This window comes from Janibacter sp. LM, from assembly GCF_039631275.1.
GTDB lineage: Bacteria > Actinomycetota > Actinomycetes > Actinomycetales > Dermatophilaceae > Janibacter > Janibacter terrae.
In genome coordinates, this window is sequence record NZ_JBDIVG010000001.1 from 35919 (window position 1) to 58094 (window position 22176).

Sequence of the window (22176 nt, forward strand, 5' to 3'; positions counted from 1 at the left end):
GCACCAGGACGACCTTTTGTGTCCGCTCGCGTCACGGGAGACCATGAGCCCATGCCCCGCAGCAACCGCCGCCGCCGTGACGAGCACCGTCCGCTCGCGCTCGGGGGTTCGCCGCAGACGCGGGAGACGTGGATGGGCCGCGCCTGGATCGTTCGTCGGCTGAGCGGGCAGACCTCGACGCGGGTGTACACCTGCCCGGGCTGCACCCACGAGATCCAGCCGGGCACGCCGCACGTCGTCGTCTGGCCGGACGACGGGCTCGGGGGAGCGGACGACCGCCGGCACTGGCACTCCGCCTGCTGGAAGGCCCGCAACCACGGGCGCTACGGGCGCTGACCGCAGGACAGCCCGGTTGGTGGAGTACCTGCACGGTGCAACAATCGTCGGGTGCTCCTCCGCCTCGTCCGCCGCCACCTGGACGGCACGGGCGGCCGGGTCGCGACGCTGCTGCTCCTCCAGCTCGCCGCCACCCTCGCCTCCCTCTACCTGCCCAGCCTCAACGGCGAGATCATCGACAACGGCGTGGCCACGGGCGACACCGGCTACATCGTCCGCCACGGCGGGCTGATGCTGGCCGTCTCGGTGCTGCAGATCGTCGCGACGATCGCGGCGACGTGGCTCGGCGCGGGCCTGTCGGCGACGATGGCCGCCCGGCTGCGGGCCGCGGTCTTCTCGCGTGTCGGCAGCTTCAGCGCCCAGGAGGTCGCGCGCTTCGGCGCTCCGACGCTCATCTCGCGCACGACCAACGACGTCACGCAGGTCCAGACCGTCACCAACATGGCGCTGACGATGATGGTCACCGCGCCCCTGATGATGGTCGGCGGCGTGGTCATGGCGCTGCGCGAGGACGTCGGGCTGTCGTGGCTCGTGGCCGTCGCCGTTCCGCTGCTCGCGGTCTCGGTGGGCCTGGTGATCCGCCAGATGGTCCCCAGCTTCCGCCGGATGCAGACGAGCGTCGACACGGTCAACCGCATCCTGCGCGAGCAGATCACCGGCGTGCGTGTGGTCCGGGCCTTCGTGCGCGAAGGGAGCGAGCGCGAGCGGTTCGAGGTGGCCAACACCGAGTACACCGGGTCGGCGATCGCGGTCGGGCGGCTGATGGCGCTCGCCTTCCCGATCGTCATGGTCATCCTCAACGCGTCGACGGTGGCGGTGCTGTGGTTCGGCGCCCAGCGCGTGGGGAGCGGTGAGATGCAGATCGGTGCCCTCACCGCGTTCATGACCTACCTGATGCAGATCCTCATGTCGGTGATGATGGCGACCTTCATGTCGATGATGCTCCCCCGCGCAGCCGTCTCCGCCGGACGCATCGACGAGGTCCTCTCGACCGAGTCCTCCGTGGTGCCGGCGCTCGCGCCGCGCCCGATGACACAGGCCCGGCCCTCCGTCGTGCTCGACGCCGTCGAGTTCGCCTACCCCGGCGCCGACGCGCCCGTCCTCTGCGACGTCAGCCTGCGCGCCGAGCCGGGTCGCACGACGGCGATCATCGGCTCGACCGGCGCCGGCAAGACCACGCTGCTCGACCTCGTGGCGCGCCTGCACGACGCGACCGGTGGGCGGGTCCTCGTCGGAGGCACCGACGTGCGCGAGCTCGAACCGGCGGAGCTGTGGAGCCACCTGGCCGTCGTGCCGCAGCGCGCCTTCCTCTTCAGCGGGACGATCGCCAGCAACCTGCGCCAGGCCAAGCCCGACGCCACCGACGAGGAGCTGTGGGAGGCCCTGCGCATCGCCCAGGCCGAGGACTTCGTGCGCGACCTCGAGCAGGGGCTCGGGGCACCGGTCGCGCAGGGAGGGACCAACCTCTCGGGCGGCCAGCGCCAGCGGGTGTCGATCGCCCGGGCGCTCGTGCGCCGACCCGACATCTACCTCTTCGACGACGCCTTCTCCGCGCTCGACCTGACGACCGACGCGCGGCTGCGCGCCGCCCTTCGTCCCGTCGTCGCCGACAGCGTCGTCCTCGTGGTCGCCCAGCGCGTCTCCTCGATCATCGACGCCGACCACATCGTCGTCCTCGACGACGGCCGGGTCGTCGGCGACGGGACCCACGAGGAGCTGCTCGCGGGCTGCCCGACCTACGTCGAGATCGTCGAGAGCCAGGCGGCGCGGGAGGAGGCGGCGTGAGCGAGGTCCCCACCGCTGAGGAGAAGGCCGCCCAGGCGCGCCGCGGGCCCGGGTCCGTCATGCGCCGTGGCCCGATGCAGATGGGCACGCCGGGGGAGAGGTCGAAGAACTTCCTGCCCTCGGCGCGGCGCCTCGTGGGGCGGCTGCGACCGCAGCGCGCCCGGGTGCTCACGGCCATCTCCCTGACGGTGGTCTCCGTCGGCATGAGCGCCCTCGGGCCGCTCATCCTCGCGCGGGCCACCGACCACATCTTCGCCGGGTGGATCGGCTCGAAGCTGCCCGCCGGCGTCCCGCTCGAGTCCGTCGTCGAGCAGCTGCGCGCGTCGGGCGAAGGGCGCCGGGCCGACATGATCGAGGCGATGCCCTACCTCGTGCCGGGGCAGGGCATGGACCTCGGCGCGATCGGGCGCATCCTCCTGCTCGCGCTCGCGCTGTACGTCGTCGCCGCCGTCCTCTCGTGGCTCCAGGGGCGCGTCATCGTCCATGCGGTCAACCAGGTCGTCTTCGACCTGCGTGCCCAGGTCGAGGCCAAGCTGCACCGGCTGCCGCTGCCGTACTTCGACCAGCAGCCGCGCGGAGAGCTGCTCAGCCGCGTCACCAACGACATCGACAACGTCGCCCAGTCGCTGCAGCAGACGCTCAGCCAGCTGCTCACCAGCCTCATCACGGTCGTCGCGATGGTCTCGATGATGGTGTGGGTCTCGCCGCTCCTCTCGCTCATCGCGCTCGTGACGATCCCGATCTCCATCGCGCTCACCGGGGCGATCGGCAAGCGCTCGCAGCGGCACTTCATCCAGCAGTGGAAGTCCACCGGTGAGCTCAGCGCGGTCGTCGAGGAGACGTACACCGGCCACTCGCTCGTCAAGGTCTTCGGCCGGCAGGCGGAGGTCGACGCGGCCTTCGCCGAGCGCAACGAGGAGCTGCGCGGGGCAGGCTTCGGGGCGCAGTTCGTCAGCGGCATCATCATGCCGGCGATGATGTTCGTCGGGAACCTCAACTACGTCGTCATCGCCGTCGTCGGGGGCCTGCGGGTCGCCTCCGGCCAGATGACGCTCGGCGACGTGCAGGCCTTCATCCAGTACTCGCGCCAGTTCACCCAGCCGCTGACGCAGGTCGCCTCGATGGCCAACCTCATGCAGTCCGGTGTCGCCTCCGCGGAGCGCGTCTTCGACGTGCTCGACGCGCCGGAGCAGGTCGAGGACCCGAGCACGCCGGTGGCGCGCGGCGACGGCCACGGGCGGGTGGCCTTCGAGGGAGTGAGCTTCAGCTACGACCCGACCCGGCCGCTCATCGAGGACCTCGACCTCGTCGTCGAGCCGGGCCAGACGGTCGCGATCGTCGGCCCGACCGGCGCCGGCAAGACGACGCTCGTCAACCTCGTCATGCGCTTCTACGAGCTCGACTCGGGACGGATCACCATCGACGGCATCGACATCACCGACATGTCGCGCGCCGAGCTGCGCTCGCGCACCGGCATGGTCCTGCAGGACACGTGGCTCTTCTCCGGGACGATCGGCGACAACATCGCCTACGGGCGCCCGGGTGCCACCCGCGAGGAGGTCCGGGCGGCGGCCGAGGCGACCTACGTCGACCGCTTCGTCCACTCCCTTCCTCAGGGGTACGACACGCACCTCGACGACGAAGGGGGGAACATCTCGGCCGGCGAGAAGCAGCTGGTGACGATCGCCCGCGCCTTCCTCGCCGACCCGAGCCTGCTCATCCTCGACGAGGCGACGAGCTCGGTCGACACCCGTACCGAGCGGCTCGTGCAGCAGGCGATGGCGGCGCTGCGCGGGGACCGGACGAGCTTCGTCATCGCCCACCGGCTCTCGACGATCCGCGACGCCGACCTCATCGTCGTCATGGAGGAGGGGCACATCGTCGAGCAGGGCACGCACGAGAGCCTGCTCGCCGCCGATAGTGCCTACGCGCGCCTCTACCGCAGCCAGTTCGCGGCCGCGGTGACGGAGCTGGACACCTCGGTCAACCTGGCCTGAGCCCCCTTCGCCCCACCGGGCAGGCACCCGCTCAACAAGAGAAACCTCGCCTTCGCAAGGGTTTGAAACCCTTGCGAAGGCGAGGTTTCTCGGGTCACCCGAGAATCTTGGGGCAGGAGGCGGGCTCAGACCGCCTGGAAGCGGTTGATCTCCTTCTCGAACTTCGCGCGCTTGTCGGTGTCGGTGACACCCAGGCCCGGCTCGGGGGCGAGGGTGAGCACGCCGACCTTGCCCTGGTGCTTGTTGTGGTGCACGTCGAGGGTGGCCTGGCCGACCTCCTCGAGCGTGTAGGTCCGGCTGAGGGTCGGGTGGACGAGACCGCGGTTGATGAGCTCGTTGGCCTCCCAGGACTCGCGGTAGTTCGCGAAGTGGCTGGAGATGATGCTCTTGAGGTTCATCCACAGGTAGCGGTTGTCGTACTCGTGCATGTAGCCCGAGGTCGACGCGCAGGTGACGATCTTGCCGCCCTTGCGGGTGACGTAGACCGAGGCGCCGAAGGTCTCGCGGCCGGGGTGCTCGAAGACGATGTCGACGTCGTGGCCGCCGGTGAGCTCACGGATCTTCTTGCCCAGGCGCTGCCACTCCTTGGGGTTCTGCTCCGTGTTGTCCTCGTTCCAGAACCTGTAGCCCTCGGCGTTGCGGTCGATGATCAGCTCGGCGCCCATGTCGCGGCAGATCTGCGCCTTCTCGGGGGAGGAGACGACGCAGATCGGGGTCGCCCCGGCGGCGAGCGCCATCTGGGTCGCGTAGGAGCCGAGGCCGCCGGAGGCGCCCCAGATCAGGACGCGGTCACCGAGCTTCAGCGCGGCGCCGTTCTTGGAGATCAGCTGCCGGTATGCGGTGGAGTTGACCAGACCGGGGGAGGCGGACTCCTCCCAGGTGAGGTGGCCGGGCTTCGGCATGAGCTGGTTGGCCTTGACGATGGCCAGCTCGGCGAGACCGCCGAAGTTGGTCTCGAAGCCCCAGATGCGCTGCTGCGGGTCCATCATCGTGTCGTCGTGGCCGTCGGCGTCCTCGAGCTCGACGGACAGGCAGTGGGCGACGACCTCGGTGCCGGGCTTCCACTTCGAGACGTGCTCGCCGACGCGCAGGACGACGCCGGAGAGGTCGGAGCCGACGATGTGGTACGGCAGGTCGTGGCGCTTGGAGTACTTGTTCAGGCGGCCGTAGCGCTCGAGGAAGCCGAAGGTCGACACGGGCTCGAAGATCGAGGTCCACACGGTGTTGAAGTTGATCGCGCTGGCCATGACGGCGACGAGCGCCTCGTCGGGGGCCAGCTCCGGGATCGGCACGTCGTCGATGTGCAGCGACTTGCGCGGGTCCTTGTCGCGGCTCTTCAGGCCCTTGAACATCTCCACCTCGTCCTTGTGGACGGTCGCGGCACGGTAGGTGTCGGGCAGGGGGAGGTTGGCGTAGGTCTCTTCGCTGCGGTCACCGGAGAGGATCGCGTCGCGGATCTGGTCGATTGCCATGAGTGGGGGCTCCTCGGCCTCCGGGGGACTGGTCGGGGGTCGTGCGTTGCGTGAAACCTAGGTGGTCGCGGCGGCCGCGGGTATGGGGTCATGACCCAGTTCACACGCGGATCCGTGTCGTCCCGATCGGTCTCGGCGGGACGAAGGGGTGGGCTCAGTGGGCGTCGGCCGCCGGCTCGACGAGCTCGACGAGGATGCCGCCGGCGTCCTTGGGGTGGATGAAGTTGACGCGGGAGTTGCTCGTGCCCCGCTTCGGGGTGTCGTAGAGCAGGCGGAGGCCGCGCTCGCGCAGGGTCGCGCCCACGGCATCGATGTCCTCGACGCGGTAGGCGAGCTGCTGGATGCCCTGGCCGTTGCGGTCGAGGAACTTCGCGATCGTGGACTCGGGGGAGAGTGGCGCGAGCAGCTGGATGCACGAGCCGGACTCGCCGACGCGCATCATCGCCTCGCGCACGCCCTGCTCCTCGTTGGTCTCCTCGTGGGCGAGCTCCATGCCGTAGGTGTCACGGTAGAGGGCGATGGCCTCGTCGAGGTCGGGCACGGCGACACCGACGTGGTCGATGGCAGTGAAGAGATCGTTCATGTGCGGCAGCCTAGGGACGCGAAGGGGGGCGGCGCGCCCCCTTCGCGTGTGGTCTGGCCCACCGTCCCGGGGCTCGTGGCACGGGTCACCGGTCGTTCCCCTCGGCACCCCGCCCGCCGCTGCGTAGAGTCGACCCATCCACGCACCCACTGCACCCGGAGGCCAACGCATGTCCACCGACCCCACTGTCATCGTCGCGGGGGCCCGCACCCCGATGGGCCGCATGAGCGGCTCGCTCAAGGGCTTCTCCGGCTCCGACCTCGGCGGCTTCGCCATCAAGGGCGCCCTCGAGAAGGCCGGCGTCAAGGGCGAGGACGTCGACTACGTCATCATGGGCCAGGTCCTCACCGCGGGCGAGGGCCAGATCCCCGCCCGCCAGGCCGCGATCAAGGGCGGGATCCCGAAGAACGTCCCCGCCCTCACGGTCAACAAGGTCTGCCTCTCGGGCATCGACGCGATCGCCCTCGCCGACCAGCTGATCCGCGCCGGCGAGTTCGAGATCGTCGTCGCCGGGGGCCAGGAGTCGATGACCAACGCGCCGCACCTGCTCCCCAAGAGCCGCGAGGGCATCAAGTACGGCGACACCAAGCTCAAGGACTCGATGGCCTACGACGGCCTGCACGACATCATCACCGACCAGGCGATGGGCGCGCTCACCGAGGCCAAGAACGCGGAGAACTCCGACTTCACCCGTGAGCAGCAGGACGAGTTCGCGGCCGCGAGCCACCAGAAGGCTGCCAGGGCCTGGGCCGAGGGCACCTTCGCCGACGAGGTCGTGCCGGTCGAGATCCCGCAGCGCAAGGGCGACCCGGTCCTCTTCGACACCGACGAGGGCGTGCGTGCCGACACGACCGTCGAGTCCCTGGGCAAGCTGCGTCCGGCCTTCGCCAAGGACGGCACCATCACCGCCGGCTCTGCCTCGCAGATCTCCGACGGCGCGGCCGCGGTCGTCGTCATGAAGAAGTCCAAGGCCGAGGAGCTGGGCCTGTCCTGGCTCGCCGAGATCGGCGCCCACGGTGTCGTCGCCGGTCCTGACTCGACCCTGCAGTCGCAGCCGGCCAACGCCATCGAGGTCGCCGTCGCCAAGGAGGGCATCGCGGTCTCCGACCTCGACGTCGTCGAGATCAACGAGGCCTTCGCGGCCGTCGGCCTGGCCTCGGCCCAGCAGCTCGGCCTCAAGGACGAGCAGGTCAACCCCAACGGCGGCGCGATCGCCATGGGCCACCCGCTCGGCATGTCCGGCGCGCGCATCACCCTCGCGCTCGCCCACGAGCTCAAGCGCCGCGGCGGCGGTGTCGGCGCGGCCGCCCTCTGCGGCGGTGGCGGTCAGGGTGACGCCCTGATCATCCGCGTCCCGAACGCCTGAGCTTGAGCCGCAGCATCGACGTCCCCGTCCTGGTCGAGGAGGCCAGGGCGGGGACGACCCGCGCCGTCGGGCGGCTCATCTCGCTCGTCGACGACCAGCACCCCGCGCTGCCGGAGGCGATGGCGCTGCTCGCGCCGCACACGGGTCGGGCCCACGTCATCGGCCTGACCGGCGCCCCCGGCGTCGGCAAGTCCACGACGACCGACGCCCTCGTCCGCGCGCTGCGCGAGCAGGGCGCGCGGGTCGGCGTCCTCGCGATCGACCCCTCCTCGCCCTTCAGCGGCGGCGCGCTCCTGGGTGACCGCATCCGCATGAGCGCGTCCGCGAGCGACCCGGGCGTCTACATCCGTTCGCTCGCCAGCCGCGGCCACCTGGGCGGCCTGTCGGTCTCGACGCCCCAGGCCATCCGCGTGCTCGACGCCTCCGGGTTCGACGTCGTGCTCGTCGAGACCGTCGGCGTCGGTCAGTCCGAGGTCGAGATCGCGGGCGCCGCGGACACGACCCTCGTCCTCCTGGCGCCCGGCATGGGCGACGGGATCCAGGCGGCCAAGGCGGGGATCCTCGAGGTGGGCGACGTCTTCGTCGTCAACAAGGCCGACCGCGAGGGTGCGGACGCGACCGTCCGCGACCTGCGGCACATGATCCAGCTCGGTGAGGGGACGCGGCCCGGCGGTTGGCGACGCCCGGTCGTCAAGGCCTCCGCGGCCGACGGCGCAGGCGTGGGCGACATCGTCACCGCGATCGGCGACCACCTCTCGTGGCTGGCCGCGAGCGGCACCCTGCGCCAGCGCCGCACCGGGCGCGCCCGTGCCGAGATCACCGCTCTCGCGCTGGCCCGGCTGCAGGCCCGCATGGGTGACCTCGGTTCCGGCGGCACGCTCGACGGGCTCGCCGAGCGGGTCGTCGACGGGGCCACGGACCCGCACGCGGCGGCCGACGAGCTGCTCGTCGGGCTCGGCGCGGACTGAGCCGGGTCAGAAACCTTCGCCCACGCGGATCTCGTCGTGGTCGTCGATGTCGAAGATCGCCGACACGCACGTGGGGGCGGCGTCGGTCGCGCCGGCGTCGAGGAAGTTGGTGTTGCAGGTGACGTCGTCGATGACGTTGCCGTCCTTCATGAAGTAGAAGGTCAGGAAGAACGAGTTGCTGCTGCCGCTGTCGTTGCGCACACTCAGGCCGGAGATGTCGTCGGTCGAGGTCAGCACCGACCAACCGGGCTGGATGGCGGCACCGTCCACGGTGACCGAGGAGCCCTCGGACACGGGCGTGGCGCCGGCCGCGTCGGCGTTCTTGGACGAGTTGGCCGAGGAGCTGTAGCTCGAGATCCCTTCGCTCGCCTCGTTGGCGACGAAGATGAAGAACCCGGCGACACCGCAGCAGCACAGGAGGATGACTCCGCCGATGATGCCGAGGACCCACCAGAGGGTGTTGTCCTTCTTGGGCGCGCTGCCGGGGGGCGGGTAGGCGCCCGGGCTGCCGTAGGCCGGAGCCTGGTACGGGTTCGGGTTGCCGGAGCCTCCGGGCGGTGGCGGCGCTGGGTAGGACACGGTGATTTCCCCCTGATACTTCGTGGCGTGCGACGCGGACGACGTCCGCGGCGGCAGTCTACGTGCCGGTAGCCGAGCCCGAGCACTACGCTGGCCCGGACATGACTGACGACACGACGCCCGAGCTGATCGGCGGCCGCTACGAGACCGTGCGACCCATCGGTCGCGGTGGGATGGGGACCGTCTGGCTCGCCCGCGACACCGTCCTCGGCCGCCAGGTCGCGGCCAAGCAGATCGGCGACTTCCCTGGGGAGAGCGAAGGGGAGACCCGCCGGGCTATGCGCGAGGCCCGGGCGGCGGCCGCGCTCAACCACCCCAACGTCGTCGCGGTCTACGACGTCACCGAGCACCACGGCACCCCGTGGCTCGTCATGGAGTACGTGGCCGGCCCGACGCTCGCCTCGGCCATCCGCGAGCGCGGTCCGATGACGCCGAAGGGGGCTGCCGACCTCGGCGCACAGCTCGCGGGAGCGCTCGCCGCGGCGCACCGTGCCGGTATCGTCCACCGCGACGTCAAGCCTGCCAACGTCCTCATCGGCGGCGGTCGACCCAAGCTGGGCGACTTCGGCATCGCCCGCTCCGGTGCCGACGACCAGCTGACCCAGACCGGTCTGGTGACCGGCACCCCGAGCTACATGGCCCCGGAGGTCGCCATCGGTGGCGACCACGGCCCTGCGGCCGACGTGTGGGCGCTCGGCGCGACGATCTACTTCGCGGTCGAGGGCACCGACGCCTACCCCTCGCAGGGCAACGCCCTGGCCACCCTGCGCAGCATCTCCTCGCAGCCGCCGCGGCGACCCGAGCGGGCAGGACCGCTGGAGCCGGTGCTCGCCGACATGCTCTCGCGCGACCCGGCGCGACGCGGGACGATGGACGAGGTGCTCCGTCGCCTCGAGAGCGTCGCCGCGGGCGGCTCGGGTGGCGCCTCCCGCGCGGGCGAGGCCTTCGCGCCCACGCCGACGCCCACGCCGACGCCGCCGCGACGCCGAGGCGGCTGGCCGTGGATCCTCCTCCTCGCCGGGCTGGCCGTGCTGCTCGCGGCCGGGATCGCCTGGGCCGCGTCGCGCGACGACGAGCCGACCACAGGGTCCTCGACGAGCTCGACGAGCACCTCGTCGAGCACCACCTCGACGGCCACGAGCAGCGAGCCCCAGCCGCCCGTGACGACCACGACGACGGCCACGGTGACCTCCAGCCCGAGCGAGACGTCGACGAGCAGCTCCACGTCGAGCTCCAGCTCGAGCTCCACCTCGAGCTCGTCCTCGCGTGGCATGCAGGACATCACGCAGGCCGAGGCCACGACCTTCATCACCGACTACTTCTCGACGGTGACCAGCGACCGCGACGCCGCCTGGGCGATGCTCGCTCCCTCCCGACAGAAGGACCGGGGCGGCTTCGACGGGTTCTGGTCGGGGATCGAGTCCGTCGACACCCAGGTGCTCTCCTTCGACACCAGGACCGACACCGTGACGGTGCGCCTCACCTACCACCCCAAGGACCGCGCGGAAGAGGTCGAGGAGCACGAGTACCGGCTGCGGCGCATCGACGGCGTCGTCCGGATGACCCAGTAACCCACCAGCTCCCGACCCCGGAGGTCCCCGTGCTGCTTGCGTTCTCCATCGCCCCGTCCTCCCCGGACGCCGACGGCTCCTACGCCGAGGCGGTCGCCGCCGCGCTGCGGGTCGTGCGCGACAGCGGGCTGCCGCACGACCTCGGCTCCATGTTCACGACGATCGAGGGGGAGTGGGACGAGGTCATGGCCGTCGTCAAGGCCTGCGTCGATGCCATGGAGCCCTTCGGCGACCGCGTCGGGCTGGTCATGAAGGCCGACATCCGGGCCGGTCGCACCGGCCAGATGAGCGCGAAGGTCGAGCGCGTGGCGGGCCTCCTCGCCGAGGACTGAGCCGTCCCGGCTCCGTGACCGATTTGTGACCTTCTGCAGGATTTGTCATGGTTGATCGTCCGCCCGAGCGGCAGACGTCCCCTGAACCCTGACCGAAAGCACCCACGTGAGCACGCTCATCCAGCGCGTCGCCGGCGTCGTCCTGGCACTCGCCGGCCTCGTCGCCGCGATTGTCGGGGGTTGGTTCCTCGCCAACCTCGGCACCTCCGGCACGGCCACCTTCACCGCCGACCCCGGCCAGCGGGTCGTCGTCCTCGACCCCGACGTGCTCAACCGCGTCGACCACCCCGTCGAGGTCACCGCCGCCGGCTCCGGCGAGCTGTGGGCCGGCACCGCCCGGCCCTCCGACGCCGAGGCTGTCCTGGGCCACGCCACGCGCGCCGAGGTCTCGGGCGTCGCGGTGTCGGACTGGGCGCTCACGAGCGCCGAGGTCGGGTCCACGGACCCCGTCGACCCCGCGGGCCTCGACGTGTGGCAGGAGTCCGGCACCGCGTCCGGCGAGATCAGCCGCACGATCGAGCAGTCGCAGGCGCCGCAGACCCTCGTGGTCGCCGCGGCCGACGGCGCCGAGATCGACTCCGTGACCATGACCGTCGAGGACAGCGGCTGGGGGACCATGGCCGTCGTCACCCTCGTCGTCGGTCTCGTCTTCCTCCTCGCCGGGGTGGCCCTGCTCGTCCGCAGCGGGCTCGTGGGGATGATCCGCCACCGGGCCGCGCGCCCCGACCGTGAGGAGGCCGCATGAGCCGGCGCACCACCCTCGTCGCTGCCCTCGTCGCGGCACCCCTGACCCTCGGCGGCTGCGGCCTGGGGGCCTCGATCGCCGGGATCCGCGACGCCCCGGCCGAGCAGTCCTCGGGCGCGTCCGTGACCTCCACCACGGCACGGCAGGTGGCCGACCGCGTCGTCACCGAGGCCGTCGACGTCAGCCGCAAGAGCGGCAAGGCCGCCGAGACCGCGCGTGAGGAGGTCCTCTCCGGGCCGGCCCTGCGCGAGGTGCGGGCGGCCGTCGCCAGCAAGGACAGGACCACACGCACCTCGACGCAGGTCGAGGGGCTCAAGGTCCTCGCGGTGAGCCGCGGCGCCACGTGGCCGCGCGCCGTCCTGGCCACCTCGCGCTCGGGCGACGTGCAGTACCTGCACGTCCTCGTCGCCGAGCAGGCCGACCAGCCCTTCACCCTCTTCGCCGACGTGCCGATGGCCGCGGGTGCCAGCGTGCCCGCGCTCGCCCCGCTCGACGAGGGGACCAAGGTCACCGTCGCGGCGCCCGGCAAGGACGTCCGGGACGCGGCGACCGCCTGGGCGAAGGGTGTCGCCTTCCCTTCGTCGTCGACGAAGGCACCCGAGGACGTCTCGGTGAGCGATGCCTTCTCCGCGGCCCTGCGCAAGAACGCCCGGTCGACGAAGGCCGACCTGGGTGACCTCGCGTACTACCGGCAGCGCCAGGCGGTCGCGGAGGGCGACGCGGTCTCCTTCGCGCTGGCCGACGGCGGAGCGATCACCTTCCTGCCGATGACGCGCACCGACACGATCACCGCGACGAAGAAGCTCAAGGAGCTCAAGGTCGAGCAGGCCGCGCTCAAGGACGTGCTCGACACCTCGACCGTCGAGCGCGCCCTCTCGATCAAGCATGCCGAGACCCTGGCGCTCGTCACGCCGGCCGAGGGCAAGGCCCGCGTCGTCGGCGCCAGCGACGTGCTCGAGTCGGCGAAGGGCTCCTGACCGGGGGGTCGACGCGCGGCCCCGGCCGTGGGAGACAATGGCTGGCATGAGCGACCCGACCCGAGCCCTGCGCGGCGCCGTCGACCTGTCCCGTCTCACCGGATCGGCCCCCGGTGCCGGCCCGGGGGCTCCCGCAGCCCCCGCTGCCGGTGGCGCCGCTGGTGCCGCTGGTGCACCTGCCGACGGTCTCCTCGTCGAGGCGACCGACGCGACCTTCAACACCATCGTCGGTCGGACCTCGGTGGTCCCGGCCGTGGCCGTCGTGTGGTCCTCCGAGCACCCGGAGAGCCGTGTGCTGCTCGACGACGCGCTCGCGATCGCCGGCACCCTCGAGGGACGCGTACAGGTCGTCGGGATCGACGTGGCGACCAACCCCGGCATCATGCAGGCGGTCCAGCCGCCGGAGGTGCCGCTCGCGCTCGGTCTCGTGGCCGGGCAGCCGGTGCCGCTCTTCAGCGGGATCGTCGACCCGGAGCAGTTCCGCCAGGTGGTCGACCAGCTGCTCCAGGTGGCGGTGCAGCACGGCGTCACCGGGCGCGTCAGCGCGCAGCCCGCCGAGGCCGACACGCAGGACGACCTGCCGCCGCTGCACCAGGAGGCCTACGACGCGATCGAGCGCGACGACCTGGACGCCGCGGCCGCCGCCTACGAGCAGGCGATCGCCGCTGACCCCAAGGACACCGACGCGCAGCTCGGGCTCGCCCAGGTCGGCCTGATGAAGCGCACCCGCGGGGTGGACCTCCACGCCGCCCGGGCGGCCGCGGCCGGTGACCCGCACGACGTCGACGCCGCCCTCGTCGTCGCCGACCTCGACGTGCTCGGTGGTCATGTCGAGGACGCCTTCACGCGCCTGATCGACCTCGTCCGCGTCACCGCGGGGGAGGACCGCGACCGGGTCAAGGCGCACCTGCTGGACCTCTTCGCCGTCGTCGGCAACCAGGACGAGCGTGTCCGCAAGGGCCGTACGACGCTCATGAGTGCCCTCTTCTGACGCCTCTTCCTACGCTCCGAGACCCTGCATTCCCCTAGGGCAATGCAGGGTCTCGCGCTCCCGGGGCGTGCATTCCCCTAGGGCAATGCAACGTCCCGGGCGGTTCAGGAGGGCGTCAGGGGCGAGTCGGGGCCCCCGCAGGGGTGAGGTAGACCGCCGAGAGCGCGGCCACCCGCACCTCGAGCGACCACGGCTGGTCCTGCCAGGGTCGCTCCTGCGCCTCGATGACGACACCCGCCTGGCTCGGTGAGCCGGCGGCGTCGTAGCCCGAGGTGTCGAGACCGACCACCCAGCGACCCCCCTTCGGCACACCGATGCGAAGGGGGGCACGGTCGGACCCGCCGAAGTTCACGACCACGGCGACCACGTCGCCGGAGCCGTCCGCCTGCCCGAAGCGCAGGAAGGAGACGGTGTTGCCCTGGTTGTCGTCGGCGTCGAGCCAGCGGAAGCCCGCCGGCTCCGCGTCGAGCGCCCACATCGCGGGGTGCTGCTCCGCGAAGGCGTTGAGCCCCCCGACGAGGTCGAGCAGCCGCCGGTGCGGCGCGTGCTCGAGCAGGTACCAGTCGAGCGACCGGCTCTCGGACCACTCGCTCGTCTGGCCGAACTCGGTGCCCATGAAGAGCAGCTGCTTGCCCGGGAAGGCCCACTGGTAGGCGTAGAAGGCGCGCAGGGTCGCGAAGCGCTGGTCGTCCTCGCCCGGGATCTTGTAGGGCATCGACCCCTTGCCGTGCACGACCTCGTCGTGGCTGATCGGCAGCAGGTAGCTCTCCGCGTAGGCGTACATCATCGCGAAGCTCAGCAGCTGGTGGTGGTACTGCCGGTTGACCGGGTCCTCGCCCAGGTAGCGCAGGGCGTCGTTCATCCAGCCCATGTTCCACTTCAGCCCGAAGCCCAGACCGCCCTCGTGCGTCGGGGCCGTCACGCCAGGCCAGGCGGTCGACTCCTCGGCGACGGTGACGATGCCGGGGGAGCGGCGGTAGGCGGTGGCGTTGACCTCCTGGAGGAGCGCGACGGCCTCGAGGTTCTCCCGGCCACCGTGGTGGTTGGGGATCCACTCGCCGTCCCGGCGCGAGTAGTCGAGGTAGAGCATCGAGGCGACGCCGTCCACGCGCAGCCCGTCGACGTGGAACTCCTCGAGCCAGTACAGCGCGTTGGCCACGAGGAAGTTGCGCACCTCGGGCCGCCCGAAGTCGAACACGTAGCTGCCCCAGTCGGGCTGCCACCCGCGCCGCGGGTCCGGGTGCTCGTACAGCGGCAGCCCGTCGAAGCGCACGAGCGCCCACTCGTCGGTGGCGAAGTGCCCCGGCACCCAGTCGAGGATGACCCCGATGCCGGCGCCGTGCAGCTCGTCGACGAGGTGGCGCAGGTCGTCCGGGGAGCCGAAGCGCGAGTTGGGCGCGAAGTAGCTCGTCACGTGGTAACCCCACGACGGCGGGTACGGGTGGTCCATGACCGGCATGAGCTCGACGTGCGTGAAGCCGTGCTCGCGCACGTACTCGACGAGCTCGTCGGCCAGGCCGCGCCACCCGAGGCCGGGGCGCCAGGACCCGGGGTGCACCTCGTAGATGCTCATCCGCTGGTCGTGCGGGTCGCGCTGGGCGCGCTCGGTCAGCCACGCGTCGTCGCGCCAGGTGTACGTCGAGCCGGTGACCACCGAGCCGGTCGCGGGGGCGGTCTCGGCGAGGCGGGCCATCGGGTCGGCCTTGTGCCGCAGCACGTCGTCGGCGCCGCGCACGGCGAACTTGTAGACGTCGCCGAGGTCCACCCCCGGGACGAAGAGCTCCCAGACGCCGGAGTCGCCGAGCAGCCTCATGGGCAGCAGCGACTCGTCCCAGCCGTTGAAGTCACCGATGACGTGCACGGCCTTGGCCCGCGGCGCCCACACGGCGAAGGAGACACCGGTGACCGTGCCCATCGGCCCGTCGTAGGAGCGCAGGTGCGCACCGAGCACGGTCCACAGCTGCTCGTGGCGACCCTCGCCGACGAGGTGCAGGTCGACCTCGCCGAGCGTCGGGGCGAAGCGGTACGGGTCGTCGCCGAGGTGCTCGACGCCGTCCTCCCACGTGGTGAGCACGCGGTAGTCCATCGTGCGGCTCGCATCGGTACGCACGCCGGAGAAGATCCCGTCCCGCTCGTGCTCGAGGTCGACCACGACGTCGTCCTCGAAGCGCACCCGCACGCGGGTGGCGAGCGGTCGCCGGACCCGCACGCGCAGGCCGGCGGCCTCGACGTGCTGACCGAGGACGTCGTGGGGCTGGGCGCTGCGGCCGTTGGCCACGGCCCACAGGGCGCCCGGCAGGGCGGACTCGGGGACGGGTGTCATGACGGGACCTCCCGGACCAGTGCTTCGACGGCGGCCGTGGGCAGCGCGAGCCACCCCGGCCGATGGTGGGCCTCGTAGACGACCTCGTAGAGGGCCTTGTCGAGGACATGGGCGGTGAGCAGCGCGCCGTGCGCGCGGGGATCGGTGCCGACCTCGGCGTAGCCGTCGAGGAAGGCCGTCTGCGCGGCCCGGCCCCACGGCCCGGCGTCGACGCCGGGGTGGGTCCGGGCGACGGTGCCGACGACGTAGTCGATGGAGCGGAGGACGCCGGCGACATCGCGAAGGGGGGAGTCCAGGTCGTTGCGCTCGGCCAGCGGCCGCAAGGGCTCACCCTCGAAGTCGATGAGCACCCACCCGCGGCCGGGGACGTCGAGCACCTGGCCCAGGTGCAGGTCGCCGTGGATGCGTTGCAGCGCGGGCCAGTCCGCCTCGAGGGCACGGTCGAGCACGTGCTCGACCGCGGCCTGGTGGGCAGCGAGCGCGGGCACCTCGCTCATGGCCCGCGCGGAGCGGCGGCGCATGGAGCCCACGTGCTGCTCGACGACGTCGCGGTCGGCGGGCACGCTCGGCAGGGCCCGCGCGAGGTCCTCGTGGACGCGCGCCAGCACCCGGCCGAGCTCGCGGGCCCGCGGTGAGAAGTCCTCGCCCTCGGCGGCCTGCCGCAGCGCCACGCGCCACGCGTCGGTCGCGCCCTCGAGGTACTCCTGCGCGAAGGCGACCTGGCCGAGGTCGCGCCCGCTGCCGTCGGGGCGCTGCCAGGCGCCGGCCACGTGGCCCACGCTCGCCGGGACGAAGGGGGAGTGGCTCGCCGCGAGCGCGCCCTGCAGCGTGATGTCGGGGTTCTCGCCGGGGGAGAGGGTGCGGAAGACCTTGATGATCACCGGGGCGCCGGTGCCGGGCTCCGGGGTGACGATGATCGAGGTGTTGCTCTGCTCGCCGACGAGCACCCGGCTCGTCGCGACGACCGGGTCGTCCTGCCACGCCGGGTGCGGCGCCCCGACGACGTCGGGGTCGACGGTGTCGGAGACCGAGCCCGCCTGGGCGGCGACCTGGCCGCGGACGAGCCGGAGCAGCTGGGCGACGTACACCGGGTCGTGCGGTGCGTCGTAGACCCAGCGGTGGCCGAGGACCGAGTGCTCCATCTCGCCGACGAGGGCCGCCTCGGCACCCTCGAGCGGGGCACCGCGGTAGGTGAGGGGGACCTGGTAGACGACCGGCGTCGTGCCGGACTCGTCGAGGAAGGCGATCGTCTCGATGCCCACCTCGCCGGCCGGGTCCTCCAGGCGCCACGAGTCGAGCCGGGTGAGCCGGGGACGCCGACCGGCGCCGACGTACCAGCGCTGGCCACCCATCCACGCGGTGACGAGCTCGACCTTGTCCGGGCGCAGCACCGCGTCGTGGATCCTCGCCATCAGCTGCTCACCACCGAGACGATGTGGACCGGCTCGGCCTCGGCGCCGACGCGCACGTAGTTCGCCTCGCCCCAGTGCCAGCGCTCGCCGGTCACGTGGTCCTCGACCTCGAAGCGGTCGGCCCAGTCCATGCCGAGCGCCGCCATGTCGAGGCGCAGCGTGGACTCGCGGGTCGAGTGCGGGTCGACGTTGGCCACGACGATGACGGTGTCGGTGCGACCGTCGGGCAGCGTGCGCGACTTGGAGAAGGCCAGCAGGTTCTCGTCGTCGACGTGGTGGAAGGTGAGGTTGCGCAGCAGCTGGAGGCCGGGGTGCTCGCGCCGCACCCGGTTGAGCATCGTCAGCCAGCCCGCGAGCGAGCCGCCGGACGCGGCGACCTCGTCCCAGCGACGGTCCTTGAACTCGTACTTCTCGTTGTCGATCTGCTCCTCGGCGCCCGGGCGGGCGACGTGCTCCATGAGCTCGTACCCGGCGTAGACGCCCCACGTCGGGACCATCGTCGCGGCGAGCGCGGCGCGCACCTTCCACGCGGCCGGTCCGCCGAACTGCAGGTACGGCGTGAGGATGTCGTGCGTCGTCGGCCAGAAGCTCGGGCGCATGTACGCCGCGGCCTCGCCGGCGACCTCGGTGCCGTACTCGACGAGCTCGGGCACCGTGTTGCGCCACGCGTAGTACGTGTAGCTCTGCTGGAACCCGACCTTGGCGAGCGTGTGCATCATCGCCGGCTTGGTGAAGGCCTCCGACAGCCAGATGACCTCGGGGTGCTCCCGCGCGACGTCCTGGATCAGCCACTGCCAGAACTCGACCGGCTTGGTGTGCGGGTTGTCGACGCGGAAGAGCGTCACCCCGTGGTCGATCCACACCTGCACGACCCGGCGCACCTCGGCGTAGACGCCGGCGGGGTCCCGGTCGAAGTTCACCGGGTAGATGTCCTGGTACTTCTTCGGCGGGTTCTCGGCGTAGGCGATCGTGCCGTCGGCCCGCGTGGTGAACCACTCGGGGTGCTCGGTGACCCACGGGTGGTCGGGCGAGCACTGCAGCGCGAGGTCGAGCGCGACCTCCAGCCCCAGCCTCCTCGCGTCGGCGACGAAGGCGTCGAAGTCGGCGAAGGTCCCGAGGTCGGGGTGGATCGCGTCGTGCCCACCGTCCGGGGAGCCGATGGCGTACGGCGAGCCCGGGTCGTCGGGGCCGGCGCCGAGCGTGTTGTTGGGTCCCTTGCGTGCGGTCGTGCCGATCGGGTGGATCGGCGTCAGGTAGACGACGTCGAAGCCCATCTCGGCGATCGCGGGCAGGCGCTGCGCGGCGGTGCGCAGGGTCCCGGAGACCCACCGGCCGGTGTCCGGGTCGAGCCGGGCGCCCTCGCTGCGCGGGAAGATCTCGTACCAGGAGCCGAAGAGCGCCAGCTCGCGCTCGACGAGCAGCGACAGGTCGGTGCCGGGCGTCACGAGCTCGCGCAGGGGACGCGCGGCGAGCTCGGCGGCAGCGGACCCGGTCGTCACGAGGTGCAGGGCGGCGCTGGCGTGGTGACCGTCGAGGTCGCGCAGGACCGCGGCGGCGGAGCGAAGGGTGGAGCGCCCCCCTTCGTCCCTCGTCCGCTCCGCGGCGGCCCGGTCGAGGACGAGGGCACCCTCGGCGCGCATCAGGTCGGTGTCGATCGCGGCGGCGATCTTGATCGTCGCGTCGTGCACCCAGGTCCCCCACGGGTCCGACCAGCCCTCGACCCGGTAGGCCCACAGGCCCTCGCGGTCGGCGACCACCTCACCCTCCCAGATGCTCAGACCCGGGTTGGTGCACGTCATCGGCAGGTGGCGCTCGACGCCGTCAGGGTCGGTGAGGACGATCGTCGCGCCGACCGCGTCGTGGCCCTCGCGGAAGACCTCGGCGGAGACGGTGAAGGGCTCGCCGACGACGGACTTCGCCGGCCGGGCGCCGTGGTCGACGCACGGGCGCACGTCGCTCACGGGGATGCGGCCGAGCGGCTGCTGGGGTGGCGTCGAGGTGGGGACGCGGGTCGGGGCGGACGGGACGACGGTGAAGTCGGTGCTCACCTCGGCCACGTTACCCGCGAGGTCACCGCTCGGCAGTTGGCGTGCCGCCGCGATAACCCCCAAGATGGTCTGGGTGAAGGCCATCCGACGTTTCAGTGTCCGCACCGCCCTGCCCGAACCGATCTCCGCCCTCGGCGACCTCGCCATGAATCTGAGGTGGAGCTGGCACTCGCCCACCCGCCGGCTCTTCGCCGAGCTCGACCCAGAGCGGTGGGCGGAGGTCAACGGCGACCCCGTCCGCCTCCTGTCCACCTACTCCTCGACCGAGCTCGAGGAGCTCGCCACCGACCGCGACCTCGTCGCGCGGGTGGCGGCCGCCAAGGCCGACCTCGACGAGTACCTCTCCTCGCGACGCTGGTACCAGGACGCGGGCGACGGGCTGCCGGCCTCCATCGCCTACTTCAGCCCCGAGTACGGCATCACCGAGGTGCTGCCGCAGTACTCCGGCGGTCTCGGGATCCTCGCCGGCGACCACCTCAAGGCGGCCTCGGACCTCGGCGTGCCGATCGTCGGCGTCGGCCTGTTCTACAAGACCGGTTACTTCAAGCAGAGCCTCAACCACGAGGGCTGGCAGCAGGAGACCTACCCGGTCCTGGACCCGCAGGGCCTGCCCCTGCACCTGCTGCGCGAGGAGGACGACACCCCCTGCGTCGTGACGGTCGCGATGCCCGGGGGCGGCTCCCTTCGCGCGCACGTGTGGCGGGCCCAGGTCGGCCGCGTGCCGCTGCTCCTCCTCGACTCCGACGTGCCCGGCAACGACGACTCGATGCGGGCGGTCACCGAGCGCCTCTACGGCGGTGGGGGCGAGCAGCGGCTGCAGCAGGAGATGCTCCTCGGCATCGGCGGTGTGCGCGCACTGCGCCTGTGGTCGCGGCTCACCGGGGCCCCCGAGCCCGAGGTCTTCCACACCAACGAGGGCCACGCCGGATTCCTGGGGATCGAGCGGATCAGCGAGTTCACCCAGTCCGCCGGCATGACCTTCGACGAGGCGACCGAGGCCGCCCGCGCCGGGACCGTGTTCACCACGCACACGCCCGTGCCCGCCGGCATCGACCGCTTCGGCACGGACCTGCTCGAGCGCTACTTCGGCGGGTCGCAGGAGCTGCCCGGCGTGCCGCTGGACAAGCTGCGCGAGCTCGGCGCCGAGACCTACGAGGGCGGTTCGCCCGACATGTTCAACATGGCCGTCATGGGGCTGCGCCTCGCCGTGCGCGCCAACGGCGTCTCCCAGCTGCACGGCCACGTCTCCCGCGAGATGTTCGACGGGCTGTGGCCGGGCTTCGACGACGACGAGGTGCCGATCACCTCGATCACCAACGGCGTCCACGCCCCCACCTGGGTCGACGACACCGTCTACGACATCGCCGCGCAGCACCTCGGCGGCCGCGACGTCGAGGCCTCCGACCGCTGGGACTCGATCCCGGCCGTGCCGGGCGCGGACATCTGGGCGGCCAAGGCGCAGATGCGCGCGCGGCTCGTCGAGGACGCCCGGGCACGCCTGCGCTCCAGCTGGGCCAAGCGCGGGGCGACCGACGCCGAGCTCGGCTGGACCGACGGCGTGCTCGACCCCGAGGTGCTGACGATCGGCTTCGCCCGACGGGTGCCGACCTACAAGCGCCTCACCCTCATGCTGCGCGACCCCGAGCGGCTCAAGGCACTGCTGCTCCACCCCGAGCGGCCGATCCAGCTCGTCATCGCCGGCAAGTCGCACCCCGCCGACGAGACCGGCAAGCAGCTCATCCAGCAGATGGTGCACTTCGCCGACCAGCACGACGTGCGCCACCGCATCGTCTTCCTGCCCAACTACGACATCGCCATGGCCCGCACGCTGTACCCCGGCTGCGACGTCTGGCTCAACAACCCGCTGCGTCCCTTCGAGGCGTGCGGCACCTCGGGCATGAAGGCCGCCCTCAACGGCGGGCTCAACCTCTCCATCCTCGACGGGTGGTGGGACGAGTGGTACGACGGCGAGAACGGCTGGGCCATCCCGACGGCCGACGGAGTGGCCGACGAGGGCCGTCGCGACGACATCGAGGCCGCGGCGCTCTACGACCTCATCGAGCACGAGGTCGCGCCACGGTTCTACGACGTCGACGAGCAGGGCCTCCCGCAGCACTGGCTCTCGATGCTGCGGCACACGCTCACCACGCTCGGGCCCAAGGTCCTGGCCACCCGCATGGTGCGTGACTACACCGAGCAGCTCTACGCCCCGGCCGCCAGGCACAACGCGCGCGTCAACGCCGACGACCACGCCGGCGCCAAGGCGCTCGCCGACTACAAGGCGCGCGTGCGGGCCGGCTGGCCCGCGGTCCGGGTCGACCACGTCGAGGGCTCCGGGGTCTCCGACAGCCCCCTCGTCGGCGAGCTGCTGAGCGTCGACGCCTACGTCGCGCTCGACGGTCTGGCCCCGCACGAGGTCGACGTCCAGGTGATCGCCGGCCGCGTCGCCCTCGGCACGGACGACCTCGTCGAGTGGGACGCGACCTCGCTCGACGTCGTCGAGTCCTACGAGGACGGCAAGGCCAAGTTCTCCGGCCGGGTCCCCATCGAGCGCACCGGCCAGTTCGGCTGGACCGTGCGCGTCCTGCCCCGGCACGAGCTCATCGCCTTCCCCGCCAGCATGGGGCTGGTGGCCAACGCCTGACCCCTCGTCCCCCTTCGCAGAGGGTCACGTCGTGCACCAAGAGCGCT

At 71.8% G+C, this 22176-nt stretch carries 17 protein-coding genes; 11 read left to right on the top strand and 6 right to left on the bottom strand.

Annotation, left to right across the window (positions count from 1 at the left end; all coding sequences use genetic code 11):
- The first annotated feature begins 51 nt into the window (after nt 1–51).
- The 3 genes from ABC138_RS00195 (at nt 52) to ABC138_RS00205 (ending at nt 4118) form a co-directional block, all read left to right on the top strand.
- A complete protein-coding gene (locus ABC138_RS00195) occupies nt 52–336 on the top strand; it encodes a hypothetical protein (RefSeq protein WP_068325257.1) in 285 nt (94 codons plus the stop codon).
- Nucleotides 337–387: 51 nt separating this feature from the next.
- Nucleotides 388–2121, top strand: coding sequence for an ABC transporter ATP-binding protein (locus ABC138_RS00200; RefSeq protein WP_068422561.1), 1734 nt, complete (start codon nt 388–390; stop codon nt 2119–2121).
- 80 nt (nt 2122–2201) lie between these two features.
- On the top strand, nt 2202–4118 hold the full coding sequence (locus ABC138_RS00205) for an ABC transporter ATP-binding protein (RefSeq protein WP_082817102.1): 1917 nt from the start codon (nt 2202–2204) through the stop codon (nt 4116–4118).
- 125 nt (nt 4119–4243) lie between these two features.
- Here ABC138_RS00205 and ccrA read toward each other — a convergent pair whose 3' ends face one another.
- Both ccrA and mce read right to left on the bottom strand, forming a co-directional pair.
- Nucleotides 4244–5584 carry a crotonyl-CoA carboxylase/reductase gene (gene ccrA / locus ABC138_RS00210; protein ID WP_068325523.1) on the bottom strand — a complete coding sequence of 447 codons (1341 nt, stop codon included), beginning with the start codon at nt 5582–5584 and terminating at the stop codon, nt 4244–4246.
- Between the two features lie 160 nt (nt 5585–5744).
- Complete coding sequence (mce, locus tag ABC138_RS00215) at nt 5745–6173, bottom strand: methylmalonyl-CoA epimerase (protein WP_068422555.1); 429 nt, start codon at nt 6171–6173, stop codon at nt 5745–5747.
- A gap of 169 nt (nt 6174–6342) precedes the next feature.
- On the opposite strand from mce, the gene ABC138_RS00220 reads away from it, so the two are divergent.
- Both ABC138_RS00220 and meaB read left to right on the top strand, forming a co-directional pair.
- A complete protein-coding gene (locus ABC138_RS00220; RefSeq protein ID WP_068325252.1) occupies nt 6343–7539 on the top strand; it encodes an acetyl-CoA C-acetyltransferase in 1197 nt (398 codons plus the stop codon).
- A gap of 2 nt (nt 7540–7541) precedes the next feature.
- Nucleotides 7542–8507: a methylmalonyl Co-A mutase-associated GTPase MeaB gene (meaB, locus tag ABC138_RS00225; protein ID WP_345912392.1), complete on the top strand. Its 966-nt coding sequence runs from the start codon at nt 7542–7544 to the stop codon at nt 8505–8507.
- Between the two features lie 6 nt (nt 8508–8513).
- Here meaB and ABC138_RS00230 read toward each other — a convergent pair whose 3' ends face one another.
- Nucleotides 8514–9086: a hypothetical protein gene (locus ABC138_RS00230; RefSeq protein WP_345912393.1), complete on the bottom strand. Its 573-nt coding sequence runs from the start codon at nt 9084–9086 to the stop codon at nt 8514–8516.
- Between the two features lie 101 nt (nt 9087–9187).
- On the opposite strand from ABC138_RS00230, the gene ABC138_RS00235 reads away from it, so the two are divergent.
- The 5 genes from ABC138_RS00235 (at nt 9188) to ABC138_RS00255 (ending at nt 13702) form a co-directional block, all read left to right on the top strand.
- Nucleotides 9188–10657, top strand: coding sequence for a serine/threonine-protein kinase (locus ABC138_RS00235; RefSeq protein ID WP_345912394.1), 1470 nt, complete (start codon nt 9188–9190; stop codon nt 10655–10657).
- 29 nt (nt 10658–10686) lie between these two features.
- Nucleotides 10687–10989: a thiamine-binding protein gene (locus ABC138_RS00240; RefSeq protein ID WP_068325249.1), complete on the top strand. Its 303-nt coding sequence runs from the start codon at nt 10687–10689 to the stop codon at nt 10987–10989.
- Nucleotides 10990–11095: 106 nt separating this feature from the next.
- Complete coding sequence (locus tag ABC138_RS00245) at nt 11096–11734, top strand: hypothetical protein (RefSeq protein ID WP_345912395.1); 639 nt, start codon at nt 11096–11098, stop codon at nt 11732–11734.
- Complete coding sequence (locus ABC138_RS00250) at nt 11731–12711, top strand: hypothetical protein (RefSeq protein ID WP_345912396.1); 981 nt, start codon at nt 11731–11733, stop codon at nt 12709–12711. The genes ABC138_RS00245 and ABC138_RS00250 overlap by 4 nt, the downstream gene beginning before the upstream one ends.
- A gap of 46 nt (nt 12712–12757) precedes the next feature.
- Nucleotides 12758–13702: a tetratricopeptide repeat protein gene (locus tag ABC138_RS00255; protein ID WP_345912397.1), complete on the top strand. Its 945-nt coding sequence runs from the start codon at nt 12758–12760 to the stop codon at nt 13700–13702.
- 115 nt (nt 13703–13817) lie between these two features.
- Here ABC138_RS00255 and glgB read toward each other — a convergent pair whose 3' ends face one another.
- From glgB to ABC138_RS00270, 3 genes are read right to left on the bottom strand one after another with little or no spacing between them, the layout of a single operon-like run.
- Nucleotides 13818–16025 (bottom strand): 1,4-alpha-glucan branching protein GlgB, encoded by a 2208-nt coding sequence (glgB, locus tag ABC138_RS00260; protein WP_345912398.1) that lies wholly within the window; start codon nt 16023–16025, stop codon nt 13818–13820.
- Nucleotides 16022–17437 (bottom strand): aminoglycoside phosphotransferase, encoded by a 1416-nt coding sequence (locus ABC138_RS00265; protein ID WP_345912399.1) that lies wholly within the window; start codon nt 17435–17437, stop codon nt 16022–16024. Before ABC138_RS00265 ends, glgB begins: the two co-directional genes overlap by 4 nt.
- Nucleotides 17437–19485: an alpha-1,4-glucan--maltose-1-phosphate maltosyltransferase gene (locus tag ABC138_RS00270; RefSeq protein WP_345912400.1), complete on the bottom strand. Its 2049-nt coding sequence runs from the start codon at nt 19483–19485 to the stop codon at nt 17437–17439. The genes ABC138_RS00265 and ABC138_RS00270 overlap by 1 nt, the downstream gene beginning before the upstream one ends.
- 73 nt (nt 19486–19558) lie before the next feature.
- Here ABC138_RS00270 and glgP point away from each other — a divergent pair, with 73 nt between their 5' ends.
- Entirely contained in the window at nt 19559–22129 is a 2571-nt protein-coding gene (gene glgP / locus ABC138_RS00275) for an alpha-glucan family phosphorylase (RefSeq protein ID WP_345912401.1), read from the top strand.
- The last annotated feature ends 47 nt before the right edge of the window (nt 22130–22176 follow it).

Excerpts from the sequence above, each read along its gene's own strand:
- ABC138_RS00205 (WP_082817102.1), top strand. The coding sequence starts at position 2,202 with ATGGGCACGCCGGGGGAGAGGTCGAAGAACTTCCTGCCCTCGGCGCGG.
- ABC138_RS00195 (WP_068325257.1), top strand. The coding sequence starts at position 52 with ATGCCCCGCAGCAACCGCCGCCGCCGTGACGAGCACCGTCCGCTCGCG.
- ABC138_RS00220 (WP_068325252.1), top strand. The coding sequence starts at position 6,343 with ATGTCCACCGACCCCACTGTCATCGTCGCGGGGGCCCGCACCCCGATG.
- ABC138_RS00235 (WP_345912394.1), top strand. The coding sequence starts at position 9,188 with ATGACTGACGACACGACGCCCGAGCTGATCGGCGGCCGCTACGAGACC.
- glgB (WP_345912398.1), bottom strand. The coding sequence starts at position 16,025 with ATGACACCCGTCCCCGAGTCCGCCCTGCCGGGCGCCCTGTGGGCCGTG.
- ABC138_RS00250 (WP_345912396.1), top strand. The coding sequence starts at position 11,731 with ATGAGCCGGCGCACCACCCTCGTCGCTGCCCTCGTCGCGGCACCCCTG.
- mce (WP_068422555.1), bottom strand. The coding sequence starts at position 6,173 with ATGAACGATCTCTTCACTGCCATCGACCACGTCGGTGTCGCCGTGCCC.
- ABC138_RS00265 (WP_345912399.1), bottom strand. The coding sequence starts at position 17,437 with ATGGCGAGGATCCACGACGCGGTGCTGCGCCCGGACAAGGTCGAGCTC.
- ABC138_RS00255 (WP_345912397.1), top strand. The coding sequence starts at position 12,758 with ATGAGCGACCCGACCCGAGCCCTGCGCGGCGCCGTCGACCTGTCCCGT.